The 24,988-nt window shown below is 70.6% G+C and carries 22 protein-coding genes; 3 read left to right on the plus strand and 19 right to left on the minus strand.

From position 1 onward, the window contains the following. Nucleotides 1–16: 16 nt before the first annotated feature. Genes zwf through pgl form a run of 3 tightly spaced genes read left to right on the plus strand, consistent with a single transcriptional unit; the run spans nucleotide 17 to nucleotide 3,287 of the window. Nucleotides 17–1,558: a glucose-6-phosphate dehydrogenase gene (gene zwf / locus J2W45_RS04870; RefSeq protein ID WP_310129472.1), complete on the plus strand. Its 1,542-nt coding sequence runs from the start codon at nucleotides 17–19 to the stop codon at nucleotides 1,556–1,558. Further along, entirely contained in the window at nucleotides 1,555–2,520 is a 966-nt protein-coding gene (locus J2W45_RS04875) for a glucose-6-phosphate dehydrogenase assembly protein OpcA (RefSeq protein WP_310129474.1), read from the plus strand. The genes zwf and J2W45_RS04875 overlap by 4 nt, the downstream gene beginning before the upstream one ends. Then, on the plus strand, nucleotides 2,517–3,287 hold the full coding sequence (gene pgl / locus J2W45_RS04880) for a 6-phosphogluconolactonase (RefSeq protein WP_310129475.1): 771 nt from the start codon (nucleotides 2,517–2,519) through the stop codon (nucleotides 3,285–3,287). The genes J2W45_RS04875 and pgl overlap by 4 nt, the downstream gene beginning before the upstream one ends. A gap of 102 nt (nucleotides 3,288–3,389) precedes the next feature. On the opposite strand, the gene J2W45_RS04885 is transcribed toward pgl, so the two are convergent. The 19 genes from J2W45_RS04885 to rpsA all read right to left on the minus strand — a co-directional run bounded on the left by J2W45_RS04885 (nucleotide 3,390) and on the right by rpsA (nucleotide 24,940). After that, nucleotides 3,390–3,827: a hypothetical protein gene (locus tag J2W45_RS04885; RefSeq protein ID WP_310129476.1), complete on the minus strand. Its 438-nt coding sequence runs from the start codon at nucleotides 3,825–3,827 to the stop codon at nucleotides 3,390–3,392. A 172-nt stretch (nucleotides 3,828–3,999) separates the two neighbouring features. Further along, nucleotides 4,000–4,365, minus strand: coding sequence for an RNA polymerase-binding protein RbpA (locus J2W45_RS04890; protein WP_310129478.1), 366 nt, complete (start codon nucleotides 4,363–4,365; stop codon nucleotides 4,000–4,002). Nucleotides 4,366–4,391: 26 nt separating this feature from the next. Beyond that, nucleotides 4,392–4,637, minus strand: coding sequence for a preprotein translocase subunit SecG (secG, locus tag J2W45_RS04895; RefSeq protein WP_018191139.1), 246 nt, complete (start codon nucleotides 4,635–4,637; stop codon nucleotides 4,392–4,394). A 71-nt stretch (nucleotides 4,638–4,708) separates the two neighbouring features. Further along, entirely contained in the window at nucleotides 4,709–5,512 is an 804-nt protein-coding gene (tpiA, locus tag J2W45_RS04900; RefSeq protein ID WP_396427062.1) for a triose-phosphate isomerase, read from the minus strand. After that, nucleotides 5,500–6,717: a phosphoglycerate kinase gene (locus J2W45_RS04905; RefSeq protein ID WP_310129483.1), complete on the minus strand. Its 1,218-nt coding sequence runs from the start codon at nucleotides 6,715–6,717 to the stop codon at nucleotides 5,500–5,502. Before J2W45_RS04905 ends, tpiA begins: the two co-directional genes overlap by 13 nt. Nucleotides 6,718–6,732: 15 nt before the next feature. After that, complete coding sequence (gene gap, locus J2W45_RS04910; protein WP_309859882.1) at nucleotides 6,733–7,737, minus strand: type I glyceraldehyde-3-phosphate dehydrogenase; 1,005 nt, start codon at nucleotides 7,735–7,737, stop codon at nucleotides 6,733–6,735. A gap of 103 nt (nucleotides 7,738–7,840) precedes the next feature. Continuing rightward, nucleotides 7,841–8,467, minus strand: coding sequence for a superoxide dismutase (locus tag J2W45_RS04915; protein ID WP_121261116.1), 627 nt, complete (start codon nucleotides 8,465–8,467; stop codon nucleotides 7,841–7,843). A 104-nt stretch (nucleotides 8,468–8,571) separates the two neighbouring features. After that, nucleotides 8,572–9,552 (minus strand): DNA-binding protein WhiA, encoded by a 981-nt coding sequence (gene whiA / locus J2W45_RS04920; protein ID WP_310129487.1) that lies wholly within the window; start codon nucleotides 9,550–9,552, stop codon nucleotides 8,572–8,574. Nucleotides 9,553–9,607: 55 nt separating this feature from the next. Beyond that, nucleotides 9,608–10,501 (minus strand): RNase adapter RapZ, encoded by an 894-nt coding sequence (gene rapZ, locus J2W45_RS04925; RefSeq protein WP_310129490.1) that lies wholly within the window; start codon nucleotides 10,499–10,501, stop codon nucleotides 9,608–9,610. A gap of 37 nt (nucleotides 10,502–10,538) precedes the next feature. After that, nucleotides 10,539–12,578 (minus strand): excinuclease ABC subunit UvrC, encoded by a 2,040-nt coding sequence (gene uvrC, locus J2W45_RS04930; RefSeq protein ID WP_310129492.1) that lies wholly within the window; start codon nucleotides 12,576–12,578, stop codon nucleotides 10,539–10,541. Nucleotides 12,579–12,582: 4 nt separating this feature from the next. Then, nucleotides 12,583–15,453 (minus strand): excinuclease ABC subunit UvrA, encoded by a 2,871-nt coding sequence (gene uvrA, locus J2W45_RS04935; RefSeq protein ID WP_310129493.1) that lies wholly within the window; start codon nucleotides 15,451–15,453, stop codon nucleotides 12,583–12,585. A 223-nt stretch (nucleotides 15,454–15,676) separates the two neighbouring features. Then, entirely contained in the window at nucleotides 15,677–16,204 is a 528-nt protein-coding gene (locus J2W45_RS04940) for a hypothetical protein (RefSeq protein ID WP_310129495.1), read from the minus strand. Next, entirely contained in the window at nucleotides 16,201–17,565 is a 1,365-nt protein-coding gene (locus tag J2W45_RS04945) for a DUF58 domain-containing protein (protein ID WP_310129497.1), read from the minus strand. The genes J2W45_RS04940 and J2W45_RS04945 overlap by 4 nt, the downstream gene beginning before the upstream one ends. 22 nt (nucleotides 17,566–17,587) lie before the next feature. Continuing rightward, nucleotides 17,588–18,640: an AAA family ATPase gene (locus J2W45_RS04950; RefSeq protein WP_396427063.1), complete on the minus strand. Its 1,053-nt coding sequence runs from the start codon at nucleotides 18,638–18,640 to the stop codon at nucleotides 17,588–17,590. After that, on the minus strand, nucleotides 18,630–19,304 hold the full coding sequence (locus J2W45_RS04955) for a hypothetical protein (protein ID WP_310129500.1): 675 nt from the start codon (nucleotides 19,302–19,304) through the stop codon (nucleotides 18,630–18,632). The genes J2W45_RS04950 and J2W45_RS04955 overlap by 11 nt, the downstream gene beginning before the upstream one ends. Next, nucleotides 19,301–20,035, minus strand: a complete 735-nt coding sequence (locus J2W45_RS04960; RefSeq protein ID WP_310129502.1) for a DUF4129 domain-containing protein — start codon at nucleotides 20,033–20,035, stop codon at nucleotides 19,301–19,303. Before J2W45_RS04960 ends, J2W45_RS04955 begins: the two co-directional genes overlap by 4 nt. A 523-nt stretch (nucleotides 20,036–20,558) precedes the next feature. Further along, a complete protein-coding gene (gene uvrB / locus J2W45_RS04965) occupies nucleotides 20,559–22,625 on the minus strand; it encodes an excinuclease ABC subunit UvrB (protein ID WP_310129504.1) in 2,067 nt (688 codons plus the stop codon). A 62-nt stretch (nucleotides 22,626–22,687) separates the two neighbouring features. Continuing rightward, on the minus strand, nucleotides 22,688–23,293 hold the full coding sequence (coaE, locus tag J2W45_RS04970; RefSeq protein WP_310129506.1) for a dephospho-CoA kinase: 606 nt from the start codon (nucleotides 23,291–23,293) through the stop codon (nucleotides 22,688–22,690). 204 nt (nucleotides 23,294–23,497) lie between these two features. Beyond that, entirely contained in the window at nucleotides 23,498–24,940 is a 1,443-nt protein-coding gene (rpsA, locus tag J2W45_RS04975) for a 30S ribosomal protein S1 (RefSeq protein WP_310129508.1), read from the minus strand. Nucleotides 24,941–24,988 lie beyond the last annotated feature (48 nt).

Below are 24,988 nucleotides of genomic sequence, written 5' to 3' on the forward strand. Positions count from 1 at the left end.
TAAAGGAGACCAACACTTGTCACCGGTGGAGATCACCCCGGAGTTCAACCCGCTGCGGTTGCCCTCCGACCGCCGCCTCAACCGCATCGCGGGGCCCAGCAGCCTCATCATCTTCGGCGTGACGGGCGACCTGTCCCGCAAGAAGCTGATGCCCGCGGTGTACGACCTCGCGAACCGCGGCCTGCTGCCGCCCGGGTTCTCCCTCGTCGGCTTCGCCCGGCGCGACTGGGAGGACCAGGACTTCGAGAAGGTCGTCTACGACGCGGTCAAGCAGTACGCACGCACGCCGTTCGACGACGACGTGTGGCAGCAGCTGGCGCAGGGCATCCGGTTCGTCCCGGGAGAGTTCGACGACGACGAGGCGTTCCAGCGCCTCAAGGAGACCGTCGAGCAGCTGGACGTGGAGCGCGGCACCATGGGCAACCACGCGTTCTACCTGTCCATCCCGCCGAAGGCCTTCCCGATCGTCACCGAGCAGCTGAAGCGCTCGGGGCTCGCCGACCAGTCCGGAGAGGGCTGGCGGCGGGTCGTGATCGAGAAGCCGTTCGGGCACGACCTGCAGTCGGCGCGCGAGCTGAACGCGGTCGTCGAGACGGTGTTCCCGCCGGACTCGGTGTTCCGCATCGACCACTACCTCGGCAAGGAGACGGTCCAGAACATCCTGGCGCTGCGCTTCGCGAACGAGCTGTACGAGCCGATCTGGAACGCCAACTACGTCGACCACGTGCAGATCACCATGGCCGAGGACATCGGCGTGGGCGGCCGGGCCGGGTACTACGACGGCATCGGTGCGGCGCGCGACGTCATCCAGAACCACCTCCTGCAGCTCCTCGCGCTCACCGCGATGGAGGAGCCCATCTCGTTCAACGCCGCGGACCTTCGCGCCGAGAAGGAGAAGGTGCTCGCCGCCGTGCGGCTGCCGAAGGACCTGGCGACCTCGACCGCCCGCGGCCAGTACGGCAGCGGCTGGCAGGGCGGCGAGAAGGTCGTCGGCTTCCTGGAGGAGGACGGGATGAACCCCCACTCCACCACGGAGACCTACGCGGCCATCAAGCTGGAGATCGGGACCCGCCGCTGGGCCGGCGTGCCGTTCTACCTGCGTGCGGGCAAGCGCCTGGGCCGTCGCGTCACCGAGATCGCGGTCGTGTTCAAGCGCGCCCCGCAGCAGCTCTTCGCGGAGTCGCAGACCAGCGCGCTCGGCCAGAACGCGCTCGTCATCCGCGTGCAGCCCGACGAGGGTGTGACCATCCGCTTCGGCTCGAAGGTCCCCGGCGCCGGCATGCAGGTGCGCGACGTCAGCATGGACTTCGGCTACGGCCACGCCTTCACCGAGGCCAGCCCCGAGGCGTACGAGCGGCTCATCCTGGATGTGCTGCTCGGCGACCCGCCGCTGTTCCCCCGGCACGAGGAGGTCGAGCTGTCCTGGAAGATCCTCGACCCGATCGAGGACTTCTGGGCCACGCAGGGCCAGCCCGAGCAGTACCGCCCCGGAACCTGGGGCCCGAAGTCGGCCGACGAGCTCCTCGCCCGTGACGGCCGCGTTTGGAGGCGTCCATGATCGTCGATCTTCCCGCGACGAGCGTCAGCAACATCTCGAAGGCGCTGGTCAAGATCCGTGAGGAGGGCGGCGCCGTCGCCCTCGGGCGCGTGCTGACCCTGATCATCGCCACCCACCTCGGGCAGGAGGAGGAGGCCATCGAGGCCGCCAACGACGCCTCCCGCGAGCACCCGATGCGCGTCATCGTGGTGTCGACCGAGGAGCACCGCGACCACAAGGCGAGCGACGCGCGCCTCGACGCGCAGATCCGCGTCGGCGGAGACGCGGGCGCCAGCGAGGTCATCGTGCTGCGCGCCTACGGCGAGACGGCGAGCGACGAGGAGGGGCTGGTCACCGGCCTGCTGCTCCCCGACGCGCCCGTCGTGGTCTGGTGGCCCGGCATCGCGCCGGAGAAGGCCTCCACCTCGCCGCTCGGCCGCATCGCGACCCGGCGGATCACCGACGCGTCGGCGCAGCCGAACCCGCAGGAGTTCCTGTTCCACCTCGGCGAGACCTACGCCCCGGGCGACACGGACTTCGCGTGGACCCGGCTCACGCTGTGGCGCGCCCAGCTCGCCGCGGTGCTCGACCAGCCGCCGTACGAGCCCATTACGGGCGTGGATGTGGCCGGCGCGGCCGACTCCCCGTCGACCCTCCTGCTCGCCGCGTGGCTGCGCCTGCAGCTGCAGGTGCCGGTGCAGTACGACCTCGCGTCGCGCGCGATCGGCTCCGGCGGCATCCACGGCGTCAAGATGGAGCGCGCCAGCGGCGTCATCGAGCTGGAACGCGAGATCCCGAACGTCGCCCGCCTGTCGCAGCCGGGCCAGCCGTCGCACGACCTCTCCCTGCCACGCCGCAGTCTGCGTGACTGCCTGGCTGAGGAACTGCGTAGGCTGGACCCGGACGACCTCTACGGCGAGGTGATCACGAAGGGTCTCGCACTGCTGGAGACCTCCGACGAAGGAGCAGGCGCCAGGGCATGACGAACGAACGGCGGGTGCTCGTCCACCCGGACAAGGAGGCGCTGACCGCATCGGTGGCCGCGCGTTTCCTCACCAAGACGATCGACATCCTCGACGACCTCGGCCGCGCGAACATCGCGCTGACCGGCGGCACGATGGGCATCGCGGTGCTGGAGGCGGTCAACGCCTCCCCCGCCCGCGACACCATCGACTGGTCGAAGGTGCACTTCTGGTGGGGTGACGAGCGGTTCGTGCCGCGGGACAGCCCCGACCGGAACGAGCGCCAGGCCCGCGAGGCCCTGCTGGACCACATCGCGGTGCCGCCGGAGAACGTGCACCCCTTCCCGTCGTCGGACGAGATCCCGGACATCGACGAGGCCGCCCGCGTGTACGCGGCCGAGCTCGAGGCGTTCGGAGCCGAGGGCTGGCCGGTGCCGAAGTTCGACATCACGTTCCTCGGCGTCGGCCCGGACGGCCACATCGCGTCGCTGTTCCCGGACCGCGCGGGCATCCGCGAGGAGAAGCTGTCGGTGATCGCCGAGCGCAACTCGCCGAAGCCTCCGCCCGAGCGGCTCAGCCTCACCCGCCCGGTGATCAACTCCTCCGACCGCATCTGGCTCGTGCTGGCGGGCAGCGACAAGGCGAGCGCCCTCGGCCTCGCCCTCGCCGGCGCCAGCTACACCGAGGTGCCGGTCGCGGGCGCCAAGGGCCGCAAGCGCACCGTGTTCTTCGTGGACAAGGAAGCGGCGGTCGACGTGCCCGAGAACCTCATCGCGCCGAGCTACTGACCCCGTCCCCTGTGGGGACTGACTGCGGTCGTTCGTCACGTCTGCGCCTGCGCGCCGCGCAGCAGACGTGACGGGCGGCCGCAGTCGCGTATCCGGGGTTGGTCAGTCGGCGCTGAGGGAGCGCAGGCGGTCTCGCAGGAGCGCGAGCCGCGCGCAGGGCGCGCCGGTCAGCGGTCCGCGGCTGCGGATGGTGCGGCGGTCGTGGCCGGCCGAGGCGATGCGCCGGTCGAACGCGTGCGTCAGCAGGTGCAGGTAGAACGCACAGAGCCGGGCCGCCTCGTCCCGGAGCTCGGCCTCCCTGCCGTCGAGCTCGAGGTCGTCCGCCCAGCGCTGCAGATCGGCGAACGCGACGCGCAGCCGTAGGGCGAGCCGCGCATCCGCCGCCGTCGTCACGTCGATGTCGTCGCATCGGGCGAGGAGCACGTCGGCCCTCTCGGCGGCTGTGACGGCCTCCTCCAGCAGCGCCAGCAGGCTCAGCCGGCCGACCTCGTGGCCGAGGGCGCGCGGCGTGTCCGCCCGGTCGTCCCGTGCTCCGCGCATCCCCCACCTCCTGCTTGACTCGCAGTGTAGCCGCCCCCGCGCTCGGAGATTTGTGCCAAATCGTGGTTATGGCGGCGCGATAACCACGATTTGGCACAAATCGTGCAGACGGGGGCGGGGGCAACGACGAAGGCCGCCCACCTCGCGGTGGACGGCCTTCCGGCGCGAACGCTCAGTTGCTGGTGGGGCGACCCCGTCGGGCGCGCAGCTGGTTGAGGGCGTCTTCGAGCAGCTGCTCGGCCTCCTCCTCGCTGCGGCGCTCCTTCACGTACGCGAGGTGCGTCTTGTACGGCTCGGTCTTCGCCACCGACGGCGGGTTCTCCTTGTCGCGCCCGGCCGGCAGACCGGTCGACGGCGAGTCGATGACGTCGGGGATCTCCTCTTCGGGCAGGTTCGCCGCGAAGTACCGGACGGTCTCGTTGCCGAGCGCATCCCAGTAGGACACGGCGATGCGGTCCGCGTGGAAACCGCGGTCCTGCTCGCCCATGGGACCCGCGCCGACGCGCGAGCCGCGGATTGCACTGCCTCCGGAAGCCATGCTGTTCTCCTTCTACAGTGACGCGCTTACGCGCTGAACTTGGTGATCAGGCCCAGCACGACGATGCAGGTGATCCAGATGAGCCCGAGGATGACGGTGATCCTGTTGAGGTTGCGCTCGGCGACGCCGGACGCACCGAGGTTGGACGTGACGCCGCCGCCGAACATGTCGGACAGACCGCCACCGCGACCCTTGTGCAGGAGGATGAGCAGCGTCAGCAGCAGGCTGGTGATGCCCAGCAGCACCTGCAGGACGACCTGGAGAATGAGCACGGGGAACCTTTCGGGAAGCGACCGGGCCGGGCCCGGGGAAAGCCAACGTTCAGTATAACCTGCGGCGCCAATCAGAGACCGACGTGCTTCTGATACCGGACGATGGCCGCGAACTCGTTCACGTCGAGGCTGGCGCCGCCCACGAGTGCGCCGTCGACGTTCGGCTCGCGCATGAAGCCCGCGATGTTGCCGGACTTCACGGATCCGCCGTACAGGATGCGCGTCTTGGCCGCGACGTCGTGGCCGAGCACCTCGGCGATCACGCCGCGCAGCGCCGCGGCGACCTGCTCCGCCTGCTCGGGCGTGGCGGCCTGGCCGGAGCCGATGGCCCAGACCGGCTCGTACGCCACGACGATGTCGGCCGCGGAGTCCACCCGGGCGAGCGCGGCACGGAGCTGGGCCACGGGGACGGCGCTCGCGCCGTGCACCTCGAGGTCCTCCGCCGTCTCGCCCACGCAGATGATCGGCGCGATGTTGTGCTTCACTGCCGCCGCCACCTTGCCGGCCACCTGCTCGTCGGTCTCGCCGTGCAGCGTGCGCCGCTCGGAGTGGCCGATGATCACGTAGCGCGTCTCGAGCGCCTCGAGGAAGGCGGCCGAGATCTCGCCGGTGTACGCGCCGGACTCGTGCTCCGAGACGTCCTGCCCGCCGAAGGCGAGCGGCAGCTTGTCCGCAGAGATCAGCGTCTGCACGCTGCGCAGGTCGGTGAACGGCGGGAAGACCGCCACCTCCACCGCGGAGAAGTCGTGGTTCGCGTCCTTCAGCGTCCACGCCAGCTTCTGCACGAAGGCGATCGCCTGGAGGTGGTCCAGGTTCATCTTCCAGTTGCCGGCGATGAGCGGGACGCGCCGCACCGTGGGGCTCACTGCTGCCATCCGAGGACCTCCAGTCCGGGGAGTCGCTTGCCCTCGAGGAACTCGAGGCTCGCGCCTCCGCCCGTCGAGATGTGACCGAACTGGTCGTCGCGGAAGCCGAGCGCACGCACGGCCGCGGCCGAGTCGCCGCCGCCGACGACGCTCAGGCCGTCGACCTCGGTGAGCGCCTGGGCGACCGCCTTGGTACCCGCTGCGAACGGCGCGAGCTCGAACACGCCCATCGGGCCGTTCCAGAACACCGTCTTGGCACCGCGCACGTACTCGGAGAACAGCTCCGCCGTCTCCGGGCCGATGTCGAGCCCGAGGCCCTTCTCGCCCCAGTCGGTGTCCTCGATCGCGTCGACCGGGCGCACCACGTGCTCCGCGTCGGCGCCGAACTTCGAGGCCACGACGACGTCGCGCGGGAGCGCCAGCTCGACGCCGAGCTCCTCGGCCTTCGCCAGGTAGCCCTTCACGGTGTCGATCTGGTCGGCTTCGAGGAGGCTGGAGCCGACCTTGAGGCCCTTGGCCGCGAGGAAGGTGAACAGCATCCCGCCGCCGATGAGCAGCGAGTTCACCTTCGGCAGCAGGTGGCCGATGACGCCGAGCTTGTCGGAGACCTTCGAGCCGCCGAGCACGACCGCGTACGGACGCTCCGGGTTCTCGGTCAGCCGGTCGAGCACCTCGAGCTCGGCCTGGATCAGCGTCCCGGCGGCGCTCGGCAGCAGCTGGGCGAGCTCGTAGACGCTCGCCTGCTTGCGGTGCACGACACCGAAACCGTCCGAGACGAAGGCGTCGCCGAAAGCGGCCAGCTTCTCGGCGAAGGCACGGCGCTCGCCCTCGTCCTTCGCGGTCTCCCCCGGGTTGAACCGGAGGTTCTCGAGCAGGGCGACGTCGCCGTCCTTCAGCCCGTCGACGGCCGTCTGCGCGCCGCCGCCGACCGTGTCCTGGGCGAAGGTCACCGGCTGACCCAGCAGCTCGGAGAGCCGCTGGGCCACCGGCGCCAGGCTGTACTTCGCGTCGGGCGCGCCATCGGGGCGGCCCAGGTGGGAGATGACGATCACCTTCGCGCCCTGGTTGATCAGGGCGTTGAGGGTGGGAATCGACGCTCGCACACGGCCATCGTCCGTGATCTTCGTGCCCTCGAGAGGCACGTTCAGATCACAGCGGACGATGACGCGCTTGCCGGCGAGCGAACCGAGTGCGTCGAGTGTGCGGAGCGTCACGTCGGTTCCCTGTGCTTAGAGGCGCTCGGCCACGTACTCGGTGAGGTCGACGAGACGGTTGGAGTAGCCCCACTCGTTGTCGTACCAGCTCGACAGCTTGACCTGGTCGCCGATGACGCGCAGCAGACCCGAGTCGAAGATCGAGGAGTGCGGGTCGGAGACGATGTCGCTGGAGACGATCTCGTCCTCGGTGTACTTCAGGATGCCCTTGAGCGGACCCTCGGCGGCCTTCTTGTAGGCGGCCTTCACCTCGTCGACCGTGACCGGGCGCGAGGCCGTGACGGTGAGGTCGGTGATGGAGCCGGTGGGGACCGGGACGCGGAGCGCGAAGCCGTCGAGCTTGCCCTTCAGCTCCGGGAGCACCAGGCCGATGGCCTTCGCGGCGCCGGTGGAGGTCGGGACGATGTTGATCGCGGCGGCGCGGGCGCGGCGCAGGTCGGAGTGCGGGCCGTCCTGCAGGTTCTGGTCGGCGGTGTACGCGTGGACCGTGGTCATGAGTCCGCGCTCGATGCCGAACTCGTCGTTGAAGACCTTGGCGAGCGGCGCGAGGCAGTTCGTGGTGCAGGAGGCGTTGGAGATGATGTTGTGCGACGCCGGGTCGTACAGGTGCTCGTTCACGCCCATGACGAAGGTGGCGTCCTCGCCGGTGGCGGGGGCCGAGATGATGACCTTCTTGGCGCCGGCCTCGATGTGCTTCCGCGCGTCGTCGGCCTTGGTGAAGCGGCCGGTCGACTCGATCACGATGTCGACGCCCAGGTCGCCCCAGCCGAGGTTGGCGGGGTCGCGCTCCGCGAGGACCTTGATCGGGTTGCCGTTGACGACGATGTTGTCGCCGTCGAGCTCCACGGTGGCGTCCAGCCGGCCCGTGATGGAGTCGTACTTCAGCAGGTGCGCCAGCGTCTTGTTGTCGGTGAGGTCGTTCACAGCGACGACCTCGAGGTCGCTGCCCTTGGCGAGGGCCGCGCGCAGGTAGTTCCGACCAATGCGACCGAACCCGTTGATTCCGATCTTTACGGACACAGATGTCTCCAGTTACTCGATGGGCGCCGCACGGCGCACTGTGGTGGGTGGTTGTTGCGGACGACGGCGTCCCGGGAGGCATCCTCCCGGGACGCCGGCCTGATTACGACAGTAGCAGCAGACCCGCGGTCTTCTCGCGCGCCCGGAGGAAGCGGTCGTTGACGTCGGACCAGTTGGTGATGTTCCAGAACGCCTTGACGTAGTCGGCCTTCACGTTGACGTAGTCGAGGTAGAAGGCGTGCTCCCACATGTCGAGCATGAGCAGCGGGACGGTGGCCGCGGCGAGGTTGCCCTGGTGGTCGTACAGCTGCTCGATGATGAGCTTCTGGCCCAGCGAGTCCCAGGCGAGGATCGACCATCCGGAGCCCTGGATGCCGAGCGCCGACGCCGTGAAGTGGGCGCGGAACTTGTCGAACGAGCCGAAGAACTCGTCGATCGCGGCCGCCAGCTCGCCGACCGGCTTGTCGCCGCCGTCCGGGGAGAGGTTGTTCCAGAACACGGTGTGGTTGACGTGGCCGGCGAGGTTGAACGCCAGGTCCTTCTCGAGCTTGTTGACGTAGGTCAGGTCGTCGGCGTCGCGGGCCTCCGCGAGCTTCGCCAGCGCGGTGTTGGCGCCGTCCACGTAGGTCTTGTGGTGCTTGTCGTGGTGCAGCTCCATGATCCGGCCGCTGATGTTCGGCTCGAGGGCCGAGTAGTCGTACGGAAGGTCCGGCAGCGTGTAGTCAGCCATTACTCATCTCCACTGTTGTTGTGATTCGAGCGACTCGTCGAGTCGTTTACAGCAACCCGAGCGGCCCGCGGATGCTTCCTGCGGCCCCAAGTCCCCTCCCGAAGTTACACCTCGTCGAGATCGGCCGGGAGGCTCGCTTCGGTGCCGGGGATGCCCAGGTCGCTCGCCCGCTTGTCGGCCATGGCCAGCAGGCGGCGGATGCGGCCGGCGACCGCATCCTTGGTCATCGGCGGGTCGGCGTGGTGGCCGAGCTCGTCGAGGCTGGCGTCGCGATGTGCGAGGCGCAGCTCGCCCGCGTAGCGCAGGTGCTCGGGCACCTCCGGGCCGAGGATCTCGAGCGCGCGCTCGACGCGGGCGCAGGCGGCGACGGCGGCCTGCGCGGACCGGCGCAGGTTGGCATCGTCGAAGTTCACGAGCCGGTTCGCGTTGGCGCGGACCTCGCGGCGCTGCCGCAGCTCCTCCCAGTTCGCGACCGTCTGCGCGGCGCCCATGGCGACGAGCATCGCGCTGATGGCCTCGCCGTCGCGGATGACCACGCGGTGCACGCCGCGCACCTCGCGGGCCTTCGCGGCGATGCCGAGGCGGCCGGCGGCGCCGACGAGCGCCATCGCGGCCTCGTTGCCCGGGCAGGTCACCTCGAGCGCGGCGGAGCGGCCGGGATCGGTCAGCGAGCCGTTCGCGAGGAACGCGCCGCGCCAGACGGCGGCGAGCTCGTCGCGGGAGCCCGTGGTCAGGCGGTTCGGGAGGCCGCGGATCGGCCGGCGGCGCGCATCCAGCAGGCCCGTCTGGCGGGCGAGCGTCTCGCCGCCGTCGAGCACGCGCACCAGGTACTGGCTGGTGCGGCGCACCCCGGACGCGGAGATCACGGACACCTCGCTGCGGACCCCGTAGAGCTCCGCGAGGTCTTTGCGCACCCGGCGGGCGAGTTCGGGCGTGTCCAGCTCGCTCTCCACCGCGATGCGCCCGCCGATCAGGTGCAGTCCGCCCGAGAACCGGAGGATGGTGGCCAGTTCTGCAGCGCGGACCGTGGTCTTGCTGACCTCGACCTTCGTGAGCTCGTCCTTGACGTCGGAGGTGAGAGCCAATCGGATTCCTTACTGTCTCAAGGCGGGGGTGGTGCCGTGGATGGATGGGCCGGGATCATTCACGGCCGAGGTCTCGGTGTTTGGTGTTCACCGCGAGACCGGGGAAACTGCGCAACCGTGCCGCGAGCTCTTCCGCAATCGCGACGGACCGGTGTTTTCCGCCAGTGCAGCCTATCGCGATCATCGCGTGCCGTTTGTTCTCACGCTGGTAGCCCGCCATGATCGGGCGCAGCGCCGAGACGTAGCCGGAGATGAACTCCTCGGCCCCGTCGCGGGTGAGGACGTAGTCGCGGACGACCTCCTCGAGGCCGGTGTGCGGCCGCAGTTCGGCGTTCCAGAACGGGTTCGGGAGGAACCGGGCGTCGGCGACGAGGTCCGCGTCGGCGGGCAGACCGTACTTGAACCCGAAGCTCATCACGGTCACCTGCACGCCGGCAGCGTCCTCCGCGGCGAAGGTGTCCGTGATGTTCGTCGCCAGCTGGTGGATGTTGAGGTCGGAGGTGTCGACGATGATGTCGCTCGCCTCGCGGATCTCGCGGAGCCGCGTCCGCTCGGCCGAGATGCCGTCGAGGATCGTGCCGTCACCCTGCAGCGGATGCGGGCGGCGCACCTGCTCGAAGCGGCGCACCAGCACGGCGTCGGACGCCTCGAGGAACAGGACGCGCACCTTGGTGCCCTCGCGCAGGCTCTGGATCATCTCGCGCAGGTCGACGAAGAAGTTGCGGCCGCGCACGTCGACCACCGCCGCGATGCGCGGAAGCCCCGACTCCGCACGGTTGGCGAGTTCGATCAGCGGGCGCAGCATCTGTGGCGGGAGGTTGTCGACGACGTACCAGTCGAGGTCCTCCAGGGCGTTCGCGACGGTCGAGCGCCCGGCGCCCGACATCCCGGTGACGATGAGCACTTCCTGCTGCTCGGCGCTTGCGACTGTGTCGCCGTCGGTGGCCATCGACCGGTCTCCTCCGCTGCTCCTGTGTGCACCCAGCCTAGCGACTGACGCCGGCCTCCCGCCCGCCTTCCGGCTGCGCCTCCGCCGCCTGGTCGTCGCTGCGCGCCGTATCCGTCAGCCGCTCGTAGACGGCCGCGGCGAGCCGTGGGCCCACGCCGCGCACCTCCGCGATCTGCTCGGGCGTCGCCTTCCGGAGCTGGGCGACCGAGCCGAAGTGCTTCAGCAGCTCCTTCACCCGCGACGGGCCGAGCCCGGGGATCTCCCCCAGCACCGTCCCGATGTCGCGCTTGCGGCGCGCCCGCTGGTAGGTGATCGCGAAGCGGTGCGCCTCGTCGCGGAGGCGCTGGATGAGGAACAGGGCGTCGCTGTTGCGCGGCAGGATGACCGGGAAGTCGGAGTCGGGCAGCCAGATCTCCTCCAGCCGCTTCGCGATGCCGGCCAGCTGGATGCCCGTCACGCCCGACTCGTCGAGCGCGCGCTTGGCCGCCGCGACCTGCGGCTGGCCACCGTCGACGATCAGCAGGTTCGGCGGATACGAGAACTTGCGGCGACGGCGCTCGGCGGCATCCACCACCTCGTCGGCACCGGCCGCGCCCTCGGCGTCGAGCGCGGTCTCCTCGTCGAGCGCGTCGGCAGCCGGGTCCGCAGGTGCCGGCGTCTCCTTGAGGTAGGCCAGACGGCGCGAGATCACCTGGTAGATCGACTCGGTGTCGTCGGTCGACTCGGGGATGCTGAAACGCCGGTACTGGTCCTTCCGCGGCAGCCCGTCCTCGAACACCACCATCGAGGCGACGATGTTCGTGCCGCTGAGATGGGAGACGTCGTAGCACTCCATCCGGAGCGGGGCGTCGGCCATGCCGAGGGCGTCCTGGATGTCGTTGAGCGCTTGCGAGCGGGCGACGAAGTCGGAGCTGCGCCGGGTCTTGTAGAGCACGAGCGCGTTCTTCGCGTTCATCTCGACCGTCTGCGCGAGGGCCGCCTTCTCGCCGCGCTGCGCGGTGCGCAGCTCGACGCGGCCGGTCAGCCGGCCGCGGGGCGCCGACGGATCGGGCGTCTCGCGGCGGCGCTGGGTGAGCCACTGCTCCAGCTCGGCCGTGTCCTCCGGCAGCTCCGGGACGAGGATCTCGCGCGGCGGCGCGTCCGGCCCGTCGTAGGCGTTCTGCACGACCGTCTCGACCAGCTCGCCCAGGCCGACGTCGAGCTCCTTGTCGACCACCCAGCTGCGGACACCGCGCACGCGGCCGCCGCGGACGATGAACTGGGTGACCGCCGCGGCCAGCTCGTCGTGGGCGATGCCGAACACGTCCGCGTCCACGCTCTCGGTGAGCACGACCGCGCTCTTGCCGAGCACGCCCTCCAGCGCCTGGATGGCGTCACGGTGCCGGGCGGCGGCCTCGTAATCCATCGTGCTGGCGGCCTGCTTCATCTTGTCCGTCAGGTCGCGCAGGTATCCGCTGTCGTTGCCCGCCATGAAGGAGGCGAAGTCGATGGCGAGGGACTTGTGGTCCTCCGGCGTGATGCGGCCGACGCACGGCGCGGCGCACTTGCCGATGTCGCCGAGCAGGCACGGCCGGCCCGTCAGCTCGGCGCGGCGGTACACGCCGTCCGAGCAGCTGCGCATCGGGAACGCCTTGAGCATCAGGTCGACCGTCTCGCGGATGGCCCAGACCTTCGTGTACGGCCCGAAGTAGCGCGCATCCTTGATGTTGCGGTTGCGGGTGATCATCACGCGCGGGACACGGTCGCCGAGGGTGACGGCGAGGTACGGGTACGTCTTGTCGTCGCGGAACTTGACGTTGAAGGGCGGGTTGAACTCCTTGATCCACGTGTACTCGAGCTGGAGCGCCTCGTACTCGGTGCCGACGACCGTCCACTCGACGCTGGACGCCGTGGTGACCATGCGGCGCGTGCGCTCGTGGAGGCTGCGGAGCGGCTGGAAGTAGTTGCTCAGCCGCGCGCGCAGGTTCTTCGCCTTGCCCACGTAGAGCACGCGCCGGTTCTTGTCGCGGAACCGGTACACCCCCGGCTGGGTCGGGATCTCGCCGGCCTTCGGCCGGTAGCTGACGGTGTCGGCCACGGTGCTACGCGGCGCCCCGGGCCGACTCGCCCTGCAGGATCTCCTTGAGGAAGAAGCCCGTGTGGCTGCCCGGCGCCTCGGCCACCTGCTCCGGGGTGCCGGTCGCGATGACCTCTCCGCCGCCCGCGCCGCCCTCGGGACCCATGTCGATGATCCAGTCGGCCGACTTGATCACGTCGAGGTTGTGCTCGATGACGATGACGGTGTTGCCCTTGTCGAGCAGGCCGTTCAGCACCAGCAGGAGCTTCCGCACGTCCTCGAAGTGCAGACCCGTGGTCGGCTCGTCGAGCACGTACACGCTGCGGCCGTTGGAGCGGCGCTGCAGCTCGGTCGCGAGCTTGACACGCTGCGCCTCGCCGCCCGACAGCGTGGTCGCACTCTGCCCGAGGCGGACGTAGCCGAGCCCGACGTCGACGAGCGTCTGCAGGTAGCGGTGGATGGCCGAGATCGGCTTGAAGAACTCGGCCGCCTCGCTGATCGGCATGTCGAGCACCTCGGCGATGTTCTTGCCCTTGTAGTGCACGGAGAGCGTGTCGCGGTTGTACCGCGCTCCCCCGCACACCTCGCACGCGACGTAGACATCGGGCAGGAAGTTCATCTCGATCTTGATCGTGCCGTCGCCTGAGCAGGCCTCGCAGCGGCCGCCCTTGACGTTGAAGCTGAACCGGCCGGGCAGGTAGCCGCGGGTCTTCGCCTCCGGCGTCTCGGCGAACAGCGTCCGGATGCGGTCGAAGACGCCCGTGTAGGTCGCCGGGTTGGATCGCGGGGTGCGGCCGATCGGCGCCTGGTCGACGTGCACGACCTTGTCGAGGTTCTCGAGGCCGGTCACCGAGCGGTGCTTGCCCGGCACCTTACGGGCGCCGTTGAGCTTGTTGGCCATCACCCGGTACAGGATGTCGTTGACCAGCGAGGACTTGCCGGATCCCGAAACGCCGGTGACCGCCACGAACGCGCCGAGCGGGAAGTCGACCGTAACCTTCTTCAGGTTGTTGGCCTCCGCATCCACGACCCGGATCACCCGCTTCTTGTCGATCTTGCGGCGCTTCGCCGGGATCGCGATCTCGCGGCGGCCGGCGAGGTAGTCGCCGGTGAGCGATTCGGTGTTCTTGAGCAGGTCGTCGTACGAGCCGGAGTGGACGACGTGGCCGCCGTTGACGCCGGCGCCCGGGCCGATGTCGACGATCCAGTCGGCGGTCCGGATGGTGTCCTCGTCGTGCTCGACCACGATCAGGGTGTTGCCCAGGTCGCGCAGGGCGACCAGCGTGTCGATGAGGCGTCGGTTGTCGCGCTGGTGCAGGCCGATGCTCGGCTCGTCGAGCACGTAGAGCACCCCCGTCAGGCCGGAACCGATCTGCGTCGCCAGGCGGATGCGCTGGGCCTCTCCACCGGAGAGGGTGCCCGCCGCGCGCGCCAGGTCGAGGTAGCTCAGGCCCACCTGGATGAGGAAGTCGAGGCGGATCTTGATCTCGCGCAGCACCTGCGCGCCGATCTTCTGCTCGCGCTCGGTCAGGTGCAGCTTCTCCATGAACGCGCGCGCGTCGCTCAGGCTGAGCAGGGACGCGTCCGCGATGCTCTTGCCGTGCACGAGGACCGCGAGCACCTCGGGCTTGAGTCGCTTGCCGCCGCACACGGGGCACGGAACCTCGCGCAGGTACTCGGCCCAGCGGGCGCGCTGCGTGTCGGTCTCGGCCTGCAGGTACTGGCGCTCGATGTAGGGCACGACGCCCTCGAAGCCCGAGGTGTACGACATCTCGCGGCCGTAGCGGTTCTTCCACCGCACCTTGACCTCGAAGTTGTCGCCGTGCAGCACCGCGTCGCGGACATTCTCCGGGAGCTTCTTCCACGGCGTCTTGAGCGAGAACTTGAGGTCGCGGGCGAGACCGTCGAGCAGCTTCTCGTAGTAGTTGAAGAGGCCCTTGCCCTGCGTGGTCCACGGGACGATGACGCCCTCGGCGATGCTGAGCTCGTCGTCGCCGAGCAGCAGCTCGTCATCGACCGACATGCGGGTTCCGAGACCGGAGCACTCCGGGCAGGCGCCGAACGGCGCGTTGAAGGAGAACGTCCGCGGCTCGATCTCGGTGAGCTGGATCGGGTGGCCGTTCGGGCACGACAGCTTCTCGCTGAAGTTCTGCCACGCGGCCGAGCCCTCGCGGTCGACGTAGTTGACCTGCACGAGACCGTCGGTGAGGCGGAGCGCGGTCTCGAGCGAGTCGGTGAGGCGGCCCAGGATGTCGGGGCCGGCCACGAGGCGGTCGACCACGACCGAGATGTCGTGCTTGTACTGCTTTTTCAGCGTCGGCGGGTCGGAGAGCTGGATCTGCTCGCCGTCGACCAGCGCACGCGAGTAGCCGCTCGCGGCGAGCTCCTTGAAGAGGTCGACGAACTCGCCCTTCTTCTGCGACACGACGGGGCTGACGACCATGTAGCGCGTGCCGGGCTCGAGCTCCATGAGCTGGTCCGCGATCTGCTGCACGGTCTGGCGCTGGATGCGCTCACCGCAGATCGGGCAGTGCGGTACGCCGATGCGCGCCCAGAGCAGACGCATGTAGTCGTAGATCTCGGTGATCGTCCCGACCGTCGAACGGGGGTTGCGGTTCGTCGACTTCTGGTCGATCGACACCGCAGGGCTCAGGCCCTCGATGAAGTCGACGTCCGGCCGGTCGACCTGGCCGAGGAACTGCCGCGCGTAGGCGGACAGCGACTCCACGTAGCGGCGCTGCCCCTCCGCGAAGATCGTGTCGAACGCCAGCGACGACTTGCCCGACCCCGAGAGGCCGGTGAAGACGACCATGGAGTCGCGCGGGATCTCCAGGTCGACGTTGTGGAGGTTGTGCACCCGTGCTCCGCGCACGCTGAGGTGCGAGCCCGTCGTCACTCTGCTAATCGATCCCACCTCGCCCCTGGTGCGGTCGTCCCCGACTCGTTCGCTGTTCACTCGCCCGCTGCTCACTCGCTCTATTCTCCGCCATCCATGCTGGGATTCCGGGGGCTGTTCGCCCACCGCGCACCACGCCCGAGCCGTCGAACGTCTGTTCGATTCTATCCTGCCCGGGATGCGGCTCTCCCGCACGCCGGAGTCTAAGCGCGACCTCCGACATTCATCGCTGGTCCGTCCTCCGCGGCCGCCGGAGCAGCGGCGGGACGAACATCCCGACCAGCCCGGCCAGCGCGATCCCGGAGAGGATCGCCAGAGCGGGGACGGACGCTCGGGCGCCCGGCAGCAGGAGCAGCACGGCCGCCGCCTGCACCGGGAGCTGGACGAGGACGAACCGTCTCAGCGACGGCAGCAGCACGGCGGGCTGCAGCCGGGCGGCGGCCGGGACGACGAGCATCCAGGCGGCGACGAGGTGCAGCGCGTGCACGCCCGCGATGAGCCCGAGCAGCCGCGGGGTGAACGTCCCGGGCTCCACCAGGGCGGACAGCATCAGCACCCCGATGACCACCCACGCCGTCAGCCAGCGCGGCCGCCATACCGCGACGCCGATCAGGAGGGCGGCGATGGCGGTCCACGGGCCGTCCGGAACCCCGACGAAGACGAGCACCAGCCCGATCGCCGCGAAGAGCGCGCGCAGCGACCAGCCGGGGACGGTGCCCGAGAGGGCGTCGTGGTCGCGCGCCGCGCTCATCGGCGTCTCCGTCCCGCGGTCAGCGCGCGGAGGGCCGCCTCGCGCGCCGCCGGGTCCTGCCAGCGCAGCAGTTCGACGCCTCCGCCCTGCAGCTGGTCGAGCCGCAGCCGGCGCTCGAGCTCGATGGTCCGCAGCGCCAGCACGTCGCGCGGGGCCAGGTCGCCCGGATCGCGCGCCGGGAGCACATCCACCGCGATCACCCGGTGCCCGGCCGCGCGCCAGGTGAGGGCCAGCGTCGCGGGCTGGTCGTCGAGGAACGTCCCAAGGACGTACACCAGCGCGCCCGGCGACAGACGGGGCGAACGGACGCGCTGGAACGCCGTGCCGGTCGCCCGGGTGAGGTCGATGGCGCGCAGCACGCGCTCCCGGTGGCGCGCGCCGGCGCGCGGCGGCAGCACACGCCCGTACTCCCCCAGGTCGTCGAAGCCGACGCGGTCACCGGCCGCCGCGTACGCCGCCGCCAGCGACGACGCGGCCTCGCGCGCCAGGTCGAGTGACGAGACGGCGGGCCGTGGATAGGCGCGCGACCAGTCCGCGACCACGCCCGTCAGGTCGTCGCGGGCGTCCACCACGAGGTGGACGGCGGCGTCGGAGGTCGCGGTCGTGCGGCGCACATACAACTCGCCGTCGCGGCCGGCGCGCGCGGTGGCGCGCCAGTCGATGCGGCGCAGCCGGTCACCCGGATGGAACAGGTCGATGTCGCGGAACTCGCCGCCGTCCCCGGGCCGGGTCGAGATGTGCTGCCCGGTGAGGCCGAGCAGTCGGGCGGGCAGCGGCAACGTCCGGACGGGCGCGCGCCGCGGGCGGATCACCCGCTCGACCGCCGCCTCCTCCCCCGGGTCGCTCACCCACGCGGCGTCGGGGCCGATCGCGCGGACGCCAACGGCGCCCAGCCGCTGCGGGCCGGAGTGCACGAGCGGCACCGTGCCCGACGCGTCGGCGGCGCCGGACGGGGTGAGGATCGCATCCACCGGCGCGCTCCCGCCCAGTGCGAGGCGGAGCTGCAGGGCGTCGGGGCGCTGGGTGGCGTCCGTGTGGATGCGGAGGGTCGCCTGCGGCGGGGCGGCGGCGGGGGCGGCGGGGCCGGGGTCACCGGCCACGGCCGTTTCGTCGACCGTGATGTCCGCGCTCACGGTCACCTCGCCCGGTCGCCCCTTCGCGGACGGCGACGGGCGCCGGTCCCAGCCGAGAGCGGCGGTCAGCAGCAGCGGGGCGCCCACCAGCGCGGGCTCCACCCGGGACATGACGAACGAGGCCACGACGGCCAGCACGCCGACGATCACGGCTCCGGCGAGGGCGGGGCTCAGCGTCCATCCGGTCGTCGTCCGAGTGACGCCACGCGTCGGGCCGCGGTCGGTCATCGGCGCGGCTCCCCGGTGCCGGTCATCCGCGCGCCGCCTCCGCGCGCTGCGCGGCGCCCACCGCCGGCGGTCCGGCCACGCTGTTGACGACCTCGATGACCACCTGCTCCGCGCCCACGCCGCTGGTCCACGCCTGGACCGTCAGCGTGAGCCGGTGCGCGAGGACGGGCACGGCAACGGCCTTCACATCGTCGGGGAGCACGAAGTCCCGGCCGTCGAGCACGGCCAGGGCGCGGGCGACGAGGAGGAGGCCCTGCGAGCCGCGGGGGGACGCGCCGACCTCCACCGAGCGGTGGCGGCGGGTCGCGGCGGCCAGCCGGACGCAGTAGTCGGCGATGTCCGGGTCGACATCCACCGCCTCCACCCCGGCCTGCATCGCGGACAGCGTGGCGGCGTCGATCACGGGCTCCACCGTCGCCACCTCATGGCGCCGGGCCACCCGGGCCAGCAGGACGCGCGACTCCCCCGCCTCATCCGGGTAGCCGACGCTCAGCCGGACCATGAAGCGGTCGAGCTGCGCCTCTGGCAATGCGTACGTGCCCTCCGACTCGATCGGGTTGGCCGTGGCCACCACGTGGAAGGGCGTGGGGAGCGGGAAGCTTCGGCCCTCCACCGAGACCTGGCCCTCCGCCATCGCCTCCAGCAGCGCGGACTGCGTCTTCGGCGACGTGCGGTTGATCTCGTCCGCGAGGAAGAGGCCCGTGAAGACGGGACCCGGGCGGAACTCGAACTCAGAGGTCCGCGGCACGTACACGAACGAGCCGGTGATGTCGGACGGCAGCAGGTCGGGCGTGCACTGCAGCCGGCGGAAGTCGAGGCCGACGGCCGCGGCGATGCTGCGGGCGGCGAGCGTCTTGCCGAGACCGGGAACGTCCTCGAAGAGCACGTGCCCGCCGGCGAGGATGGTCGCGAAGGCGATCCGGAGCGGGTCGCGCATCCCGACGACCACCGTGGACACGCGGTCGAGCACCTCGGAGCCGAGCCGGGCGACCTCGGGGACGGGGAGAGCGGCGACCGGGGCCGCGTCGGCGGGTGGGGTGGAGTTCGGGGCGGGGATGCTCGGGTCAGCGGGCACGGTGCGGCTCCTTGTGGGTGGGTGCGGGTGTCGTGGAGGCGCCGCGGGGTCGGGCGTTCGGCGGGGCGGCGGACGGCGGGGCGGCGGACGGCGGGGCGGCGATCGGCGGGGCGGCGATCGGCGGGGCGGCGATCTGCGGGTCGACGGAGGCGGCCAGCGCCTCCAGGCGAGCGAGCACCGCTGCGACCTCGGCGGTGCGCGGCGGTGCGACCCCGGTCCCCCGTCGCAGCAGCCGGAGGCCGTCGGCGCCGAGCAGGCCCTCGAGCCGCTCGTCGGCGGTGCGGTCCTCGAGGTCGAGGCCCTGGAGGGACAGCGCACGCTCGGCGACGGAGCGCACCCGGCGCACTCCCTCCGGTGATGCGCGGCCACCACGGGAGCCGAGGGACCAGCCCAGCTGCACCAGGTCGCGCCGGGCGCCGGGTCGAGGCTCGGGAGCCGGCACGGCCCAGACCACGTCGGCGGCCTCGCCGAGCGCGGAGAGGCAGGCGCACAGGGCGAACGCCGCGGCGCCCAGACCGATGGCGTGCGGCGCATCCATGCCGAGATACCAGGCGGCGGCGCCGAGCGCGATGCCGAGGAGCGCGGACAGGATCAGGCGGCGCAGCATCCGCGGTGGGAGGCGGCGGCGGGTGCTCACCCGCCCTCCGCCGCGTCGCGCGCTCATCGGCGCCGCCCCGCCGTGGTGCCCGGGGATGTGGTGCTCCAGGATGCGCGGAGCGCCGCGACCGCGTCCCGGGCCGCGGCCACGTCGGCATCGGTCACCGGTGCCGTGCTGAACCGGGCGCGGACGTAGAGTCCGAGGAACCGCTGGGCCGCGTCCCGATCGGCCGCCACCCGTGCGACGACCCGGGAGGCGAACTCGGCGGGCGTCTCGGCGGGCAGGCGCTGGACGCCCGAGTCGGCGGCGCCCTCCTCCAGCCCCAGCCAGGCGCGTTCGATGGCGTCGCGGGGCTCGCGCGGCGCCGCGAGCTCCGCACTCGCGCGGTCGAGGCCGCGGCGGACGTGCTCGGGCTCCGGTTCGGCGGTGGGCTCGGGCGCGGGTGCCGACAGCTCCGTCTCGGCCAGCCCGGCCAGCGAGGGCAGATCGGGCGCCGGGCGGCTTCGCCGGCGGTACCGCCACAGGATGGCCAGCGCGACGATCACGGCGAGCACGATGAGGGCGACGAGCAGCCAGGAGAGGTCGATGCGGAGCTGCTGCTGGGGCCGCTGCGGTTCGGGGGTCCCGGTCAAGTTCTGCTCCGGCCGGTCTGTCACCACCGGTCCCGGCGGAAGGAACACCCGCGGCCCGGTGAAGGCGGGAACCCCTTGGAACGCGACGGCCACCACGGCGATCCCGACCAGCACGGCGCACACGGCGAGCGTCCACCGCCGCTGTCCCGTCCCCGTCGAAGCCACCCTGCCACCGTAGCGCGCGCTCGCCACCGGTCGTACGAATCCGAGGAAGTGCCCGGCGCCAGCGCCTGACGGGCGCCCGAGTCGTGAGAAGGTGCGCGAATCTCGCGCGAGTTGCGACATCCACTCACCACTCGAGGGCGCGGCCGCATGCGCCGCGCGCCGAGGTGCACGTTGTTGCGGTCGACACGCCGCTCGGGCACACAACAACGTGCACCTCAGCGAGAAGGGATGCGCGCGTGCGCCCGGTGCGGTGCTGGCGCCTGACGGGCGCCCGAGTCGTGAGTAGATGCGCGAATCGCGCGGGAGTTGCGACATCCACTCACGACTCGAGGGCCGCCGGCCACTACCGCAGCGGCGAGGTGCACGCAGTTGCGGTCGACACGCCGCTTGGGCATACAACAACGTGCACCTCAGCGAGAAGGGATGCGCGCGTAGCCGGGCGCGGCCGGCGCGGCGAGGTGCACGTCGTTGCGGTCGACACGCGGTGCGGCCGCGCAACAGCGTGCACTTCGGGGACGGGCGCTCAGCCCAGGTGGCCGGCCTTCTCCATCTGCCGCAGGTCGCGCTTCAGGTCGGAGAGCTCGTCGCGCAGCCGTGCGGCCAGCTCGAACTTGAGCTCGCCCGCGGCCGCCAGCATCTGCTGGTTGAGGTCCGCGATCAGCCCCTCGAGCTCCGCGGCACCCTGCGCGGCGATGCCGCCGTTGCGCAGGTTGGGCGTCGGGCTCTTCCGCTTCTGCTCGCGGCCGGCCAGCATCCGTGCCGTGTCGGCCTCCTCGCGAGCGAGCACGTCCGTGATGTCGGCGATGCGCTTGCGCAGCGGCTGAGGGTCGATGCCGTTGACCCGGTTGTACTCGATCTGCTTCTCGCGGCGACGGTCGGTCTCCTCGATCGCGTTCTTCATGGAGTCCGTGAGCACGTCGGCGTACATGTGCACCTGGCCCGAGACGTTTCGGGCGGCACGGCCGATGGTCTGCACCAGCGAGGTCGACGACCGGAGGAAGCCCTCCTTGTCGGCGTCGAGGATGGCGACCAGCGACACCTCCGGGAGGTCGAGTCCCTCACGCAGCAGGTTGATGCCGACGAGGACGTCGTAGACGCCGGCCCGCAGCTCGGAGAGGAGTTCGACGCGCCGCAGCGTGTCGACGTCGGAGTGCAGGTAGCGCACCCGGACGCCCGCCTCCGCCAGGAAGTCGGTGAGCTCCTCCGCCATCTTCTTGGTGAGCGTGGTGACGAGGACGCGCTCGTCGCGCTCCACCCGGAGCCGGATCTCCTCGAGCAGGTCGTCGATCTGCCCCTTCGTCGGCTTGACGACGATCTCCGGGTCGATCAGGCCGGTCGGGCGGATGATCTGCTCGACCACGCCGTCGGCGATGCCCAGCTCGTACTTGCCGGGGGTCGCGGAGAGGTAGACGGTCTGGCCGACGCGGTCCTTGAACTCGTTCCACTTGAGCGGACGGTTGTCGAGCGCGCTGGGCAGGCGGAAGCCGTGCTCCACCAGGGTGCGCTTGCGCGACGCGTCGCCCTCGTACATGGCTCCGATCTGCGGCACGGTGACGTGCGACTCGTCGATCACCACGAGGAAGTCGTCTGGGAAGTAGTCGAGCAGGCAGTGCGGCGCCTCGCCCGGGGCGCGGCCGTCGATGTGGCGCGAGTAGTTCTCGATGCCGGAGCAGAAGCCGATCTGCTCCATCATCTCCAGGTCGAACTGGGTGCGCATCCGCAGCCGCTGCGCCTCGAGCAGCTTGCCCTCGCGCTCCAGCTCCTGGAGGCGCTCGTGCAGCTCCTCTTGGATGGTGCCGATCGCGCGCTGCATGGTGGCCGGGCTCGCGGCGTAGTGCGTCGCCGGGAAGACGGACACCGCATCCATCTTCGTGATCACGTTGCCCGTCAGCGGGTGCAGCGAGTAGAGCGCCTCGATCTCGTCGCCGAACAGCTCGATCCGGATCGCGTGCTCCTCGTAGACGGGGATGATCTCGATCGTGTCGCCGCGCACGCGGAACTTGCCGCGCGAGAAGTCGACGTCGTTGCGCTCGTACTGCATGTTGACGAAGCGGCGGATCAGCGCATCCCGCCCCACGTTCTGGCCGACCTGGAGCGCGACCATGGCCTCCAGGTACTCCTCGGCCGCACCGAGGCCGTAGATGCAGGACACGGTAGACACGACGACCACGTCGCGACGGCTGAGGAGCGAGTTCGTGGTCGAGTGCCGGAGACGCTCGACCTCGGCGTTGATCGAGCTGTCCTTCTCGATGAAGGTATCCGTCTGCGGCACGTATGCCTCGGGCTGGTAGTAGTCGTAGTACGAGACGAAGTACTCGACGGCGTTGTTGGGCAGCAGCTCGCGGAACTCGTTGGCCAGCTGCGCCGCCAGCGTCTTGTTGTGCGCCAGCACCAGCGTCGGGCGCTGCACCTGCTCGATCAGCCAGGCGGTCGTCGCCGACTTTCCGGTACCGGTCGCGCCGAGCAGCACCACATCCGTCTCGCCGGCGTTGATGCGCCCGGCGAGTTCGGCGATCGCCTGCGGCTGGTCACCGCTCGGGCTGTACTCGCTGACGACCTCGAAGGGACGGACGGAGCGCGTGGGAAGCATGTCTCCAGTCTAGGAAGGACCACCGACACTTCGGCCGGCTCTCGCTCACAGCGGAACGGGCGTCACCGTGCGGTGCCGCGCAGCTCCTCCCAGAGCGCATCCACCTGCTCCAGCGTGTGCTCCAGCGTGCCACCGGTGTCGATCACGACGTCGGCGACGGCCAGCCGCTGGTCGTCGGACGCCTGCGAGCGGATGCGGCGCTCCGCCTCCCCCTCGTCCATCCCGCGCAGGGTGACGAGGCGGTGGATGCGGGTCGCCGCGTCGGCGTGCGCGACGACGATGCGGTCGAACGGGTACTCGTTCGCCGACTCGACCAGCAGCGGGACGTCGTAGACGACGATCGCGTCCGGGTCCGCCTCGGCGGCGGCACGGAAGCGCGCGGTCGAGGCCTGCAGCACGGCGGGGTGGGTGATCGCGTTGAGGTCCTGCAGCGCGGCGGGGTCGCCGAACACGATCGCGCCGAGCGCCGGACGGTCGAGGCTGCCGTCCGCGGCGATCACGGAGTCGCCGAAGCGGCGGGCGATCTCCGCCAGCGCCGGCGTCCCGGGCTCGACCACTTCGCGCGCGATGCGGTCGGCGTCGACGACGACGGCGCCGTGCGAGGCGAGGCGGGAGGCGATGGTCGATTTGCCGGAGGCGATCCCCCCGGTGAGTCCGATCAGCTGCACGCGCCCAGCCTATCCGCACCCCGTCCCCCGCTCGTCCCCCGCCGCCCGCGGGAGCGACTGCGGTGCCGCGTCACGTCTGCGCCTGCGCGACGCGCGGCAGTCGTGACGAACCGCCGCAGTCGCTGCAGTCGCGGCTCGGTCCGCTCCCCCGGGAACGCCGAAGCGGCCGGCCCCGAAGGACCGGCCGCTTCTGAGAGAGGATGCTCAGGAGTTGGAGCTGAGCTTCTCGCGCAGAGCCGCGAGCGACTCGTCGTCGGCGAGCGTTCCGCCGGCGCCGGAGTCGGAGGAGTACGAGGACGAACCGCTGTCGGCGGCAGCCTCCTCGAGGCCCTTGGCGACCTGGCGCTTGTGCGCCTCCCAGCGCGCCTGGGCCGCAGCGTACTGCTGCTCCCACTCGTCGCGCTGCGCCTCGAAGCCTTCCTTCCACTCGTTGGTCTCCGGGTCGAAGCCCTCCGGGTACTTGTAGTTGCCCTGGTCGTCGTACTCGGTGACCATGCCGTAGAGCGCCGGGTCGAACTCGGTGCCCTCCGGGTCGACGCCCTCGTTCGCCTGCTTGAGCGACAGCGAGATGCGGCGGCGCTCCAGGTCGATGTCGATGACCTTGACGAACACCTCGTCGCCCACCGAGACGACCTGCTCGGCCAGCTCGACGTGCTTGCCGGACAGCTCGGAGATGTGCACGAGGCCCTCGATGCCGTCCGCGACGCGGACGAACGCACCGAACGGGACGAGCTTGGTGACCTTGCCCGGTGCGACCTGACCGATCGCGTGGGTGCGGGCGAAGACCTGCCACGGGTCCTCCTGCGTCGCCTTCAGCGACAGGGAGACGCGCTCGCGGTCGAGGTCGACCTCGAGGATCTCGACGGTGACCTCCTGGCCCACCTCGACGACCTCGGAGGCGTGCTCGATGTGCTTCCAGGACAGCTCCGACACGTGGACGAGACCGTCGACGCCGCCGAGGTCGACGAACGCACCGAAGTTGACGATCGACGAGACGACGCCCTTGCGGACCTGGCCCTTGTGCAGGTTGTTGAGGAACGTGGTGCGGGACTCGGACTGGGTCTGCTCCAGCAGCGCGCGGCGCGAGAGCACCACGTTGTTGCGGTTCTTGTCGAGCTCGAGGATCTTGGCCTCGATCTCCTGACCCAGGTACGGGGTGAGGTCGCGGACGCGGCGCAGCTCGATGAGCGACGCGGGCAGGAAGCCACGCAGGCCGATGTCGACGATCAGGCCGCCCTTGACGACCTCGATCACCGTACCGGTGACGACACCGTCGGCCTCCTTGATCTTCTCCACATCGCCCCAGGCGCGCTCGTACTGCGCACGCTTCTTGGACAGGATGAGGCGACCCTCCTTGTCCTCCTTCTGGAGAACGAGAGCCTCGACGGTGTCGCCGACCTCGACGACCTCGGTGGGGTCGACGTCGTGCTTGATGGAGAGTTCGCGCGAGGGGATGACGCCCTCGGTCTTGTAACCGACGTCGAGGAGGACCTCGTCGCGGTCGATCTTGACGACGGTGCCTTCGATCAGGTCTCCGTCGTTGAAGAACTTCAGCGTCTTTTCGACCGCGGCAAGAAAGTCCTCAGCAGATCCGATGTCGTTGACGGCGACCTGCTTGGGTGCCTTGTCGGTCGTTGCGGTTGTCATGTAGTGGGTGCTCCGTTATGGACAGGAATCAGGCCGGTCGCGTCGTTG

Source organism: Leifsonia shinshuensis, assembly GCF_031456835.1.
In the GTDB taxonomy this organism is placed as follows: Bacteria; Actinomycetota; Actinomycetes; order Actinomycetales; family Microbacteriaceae; genus Leifsonia; species Leifsonia shinshuensis_C.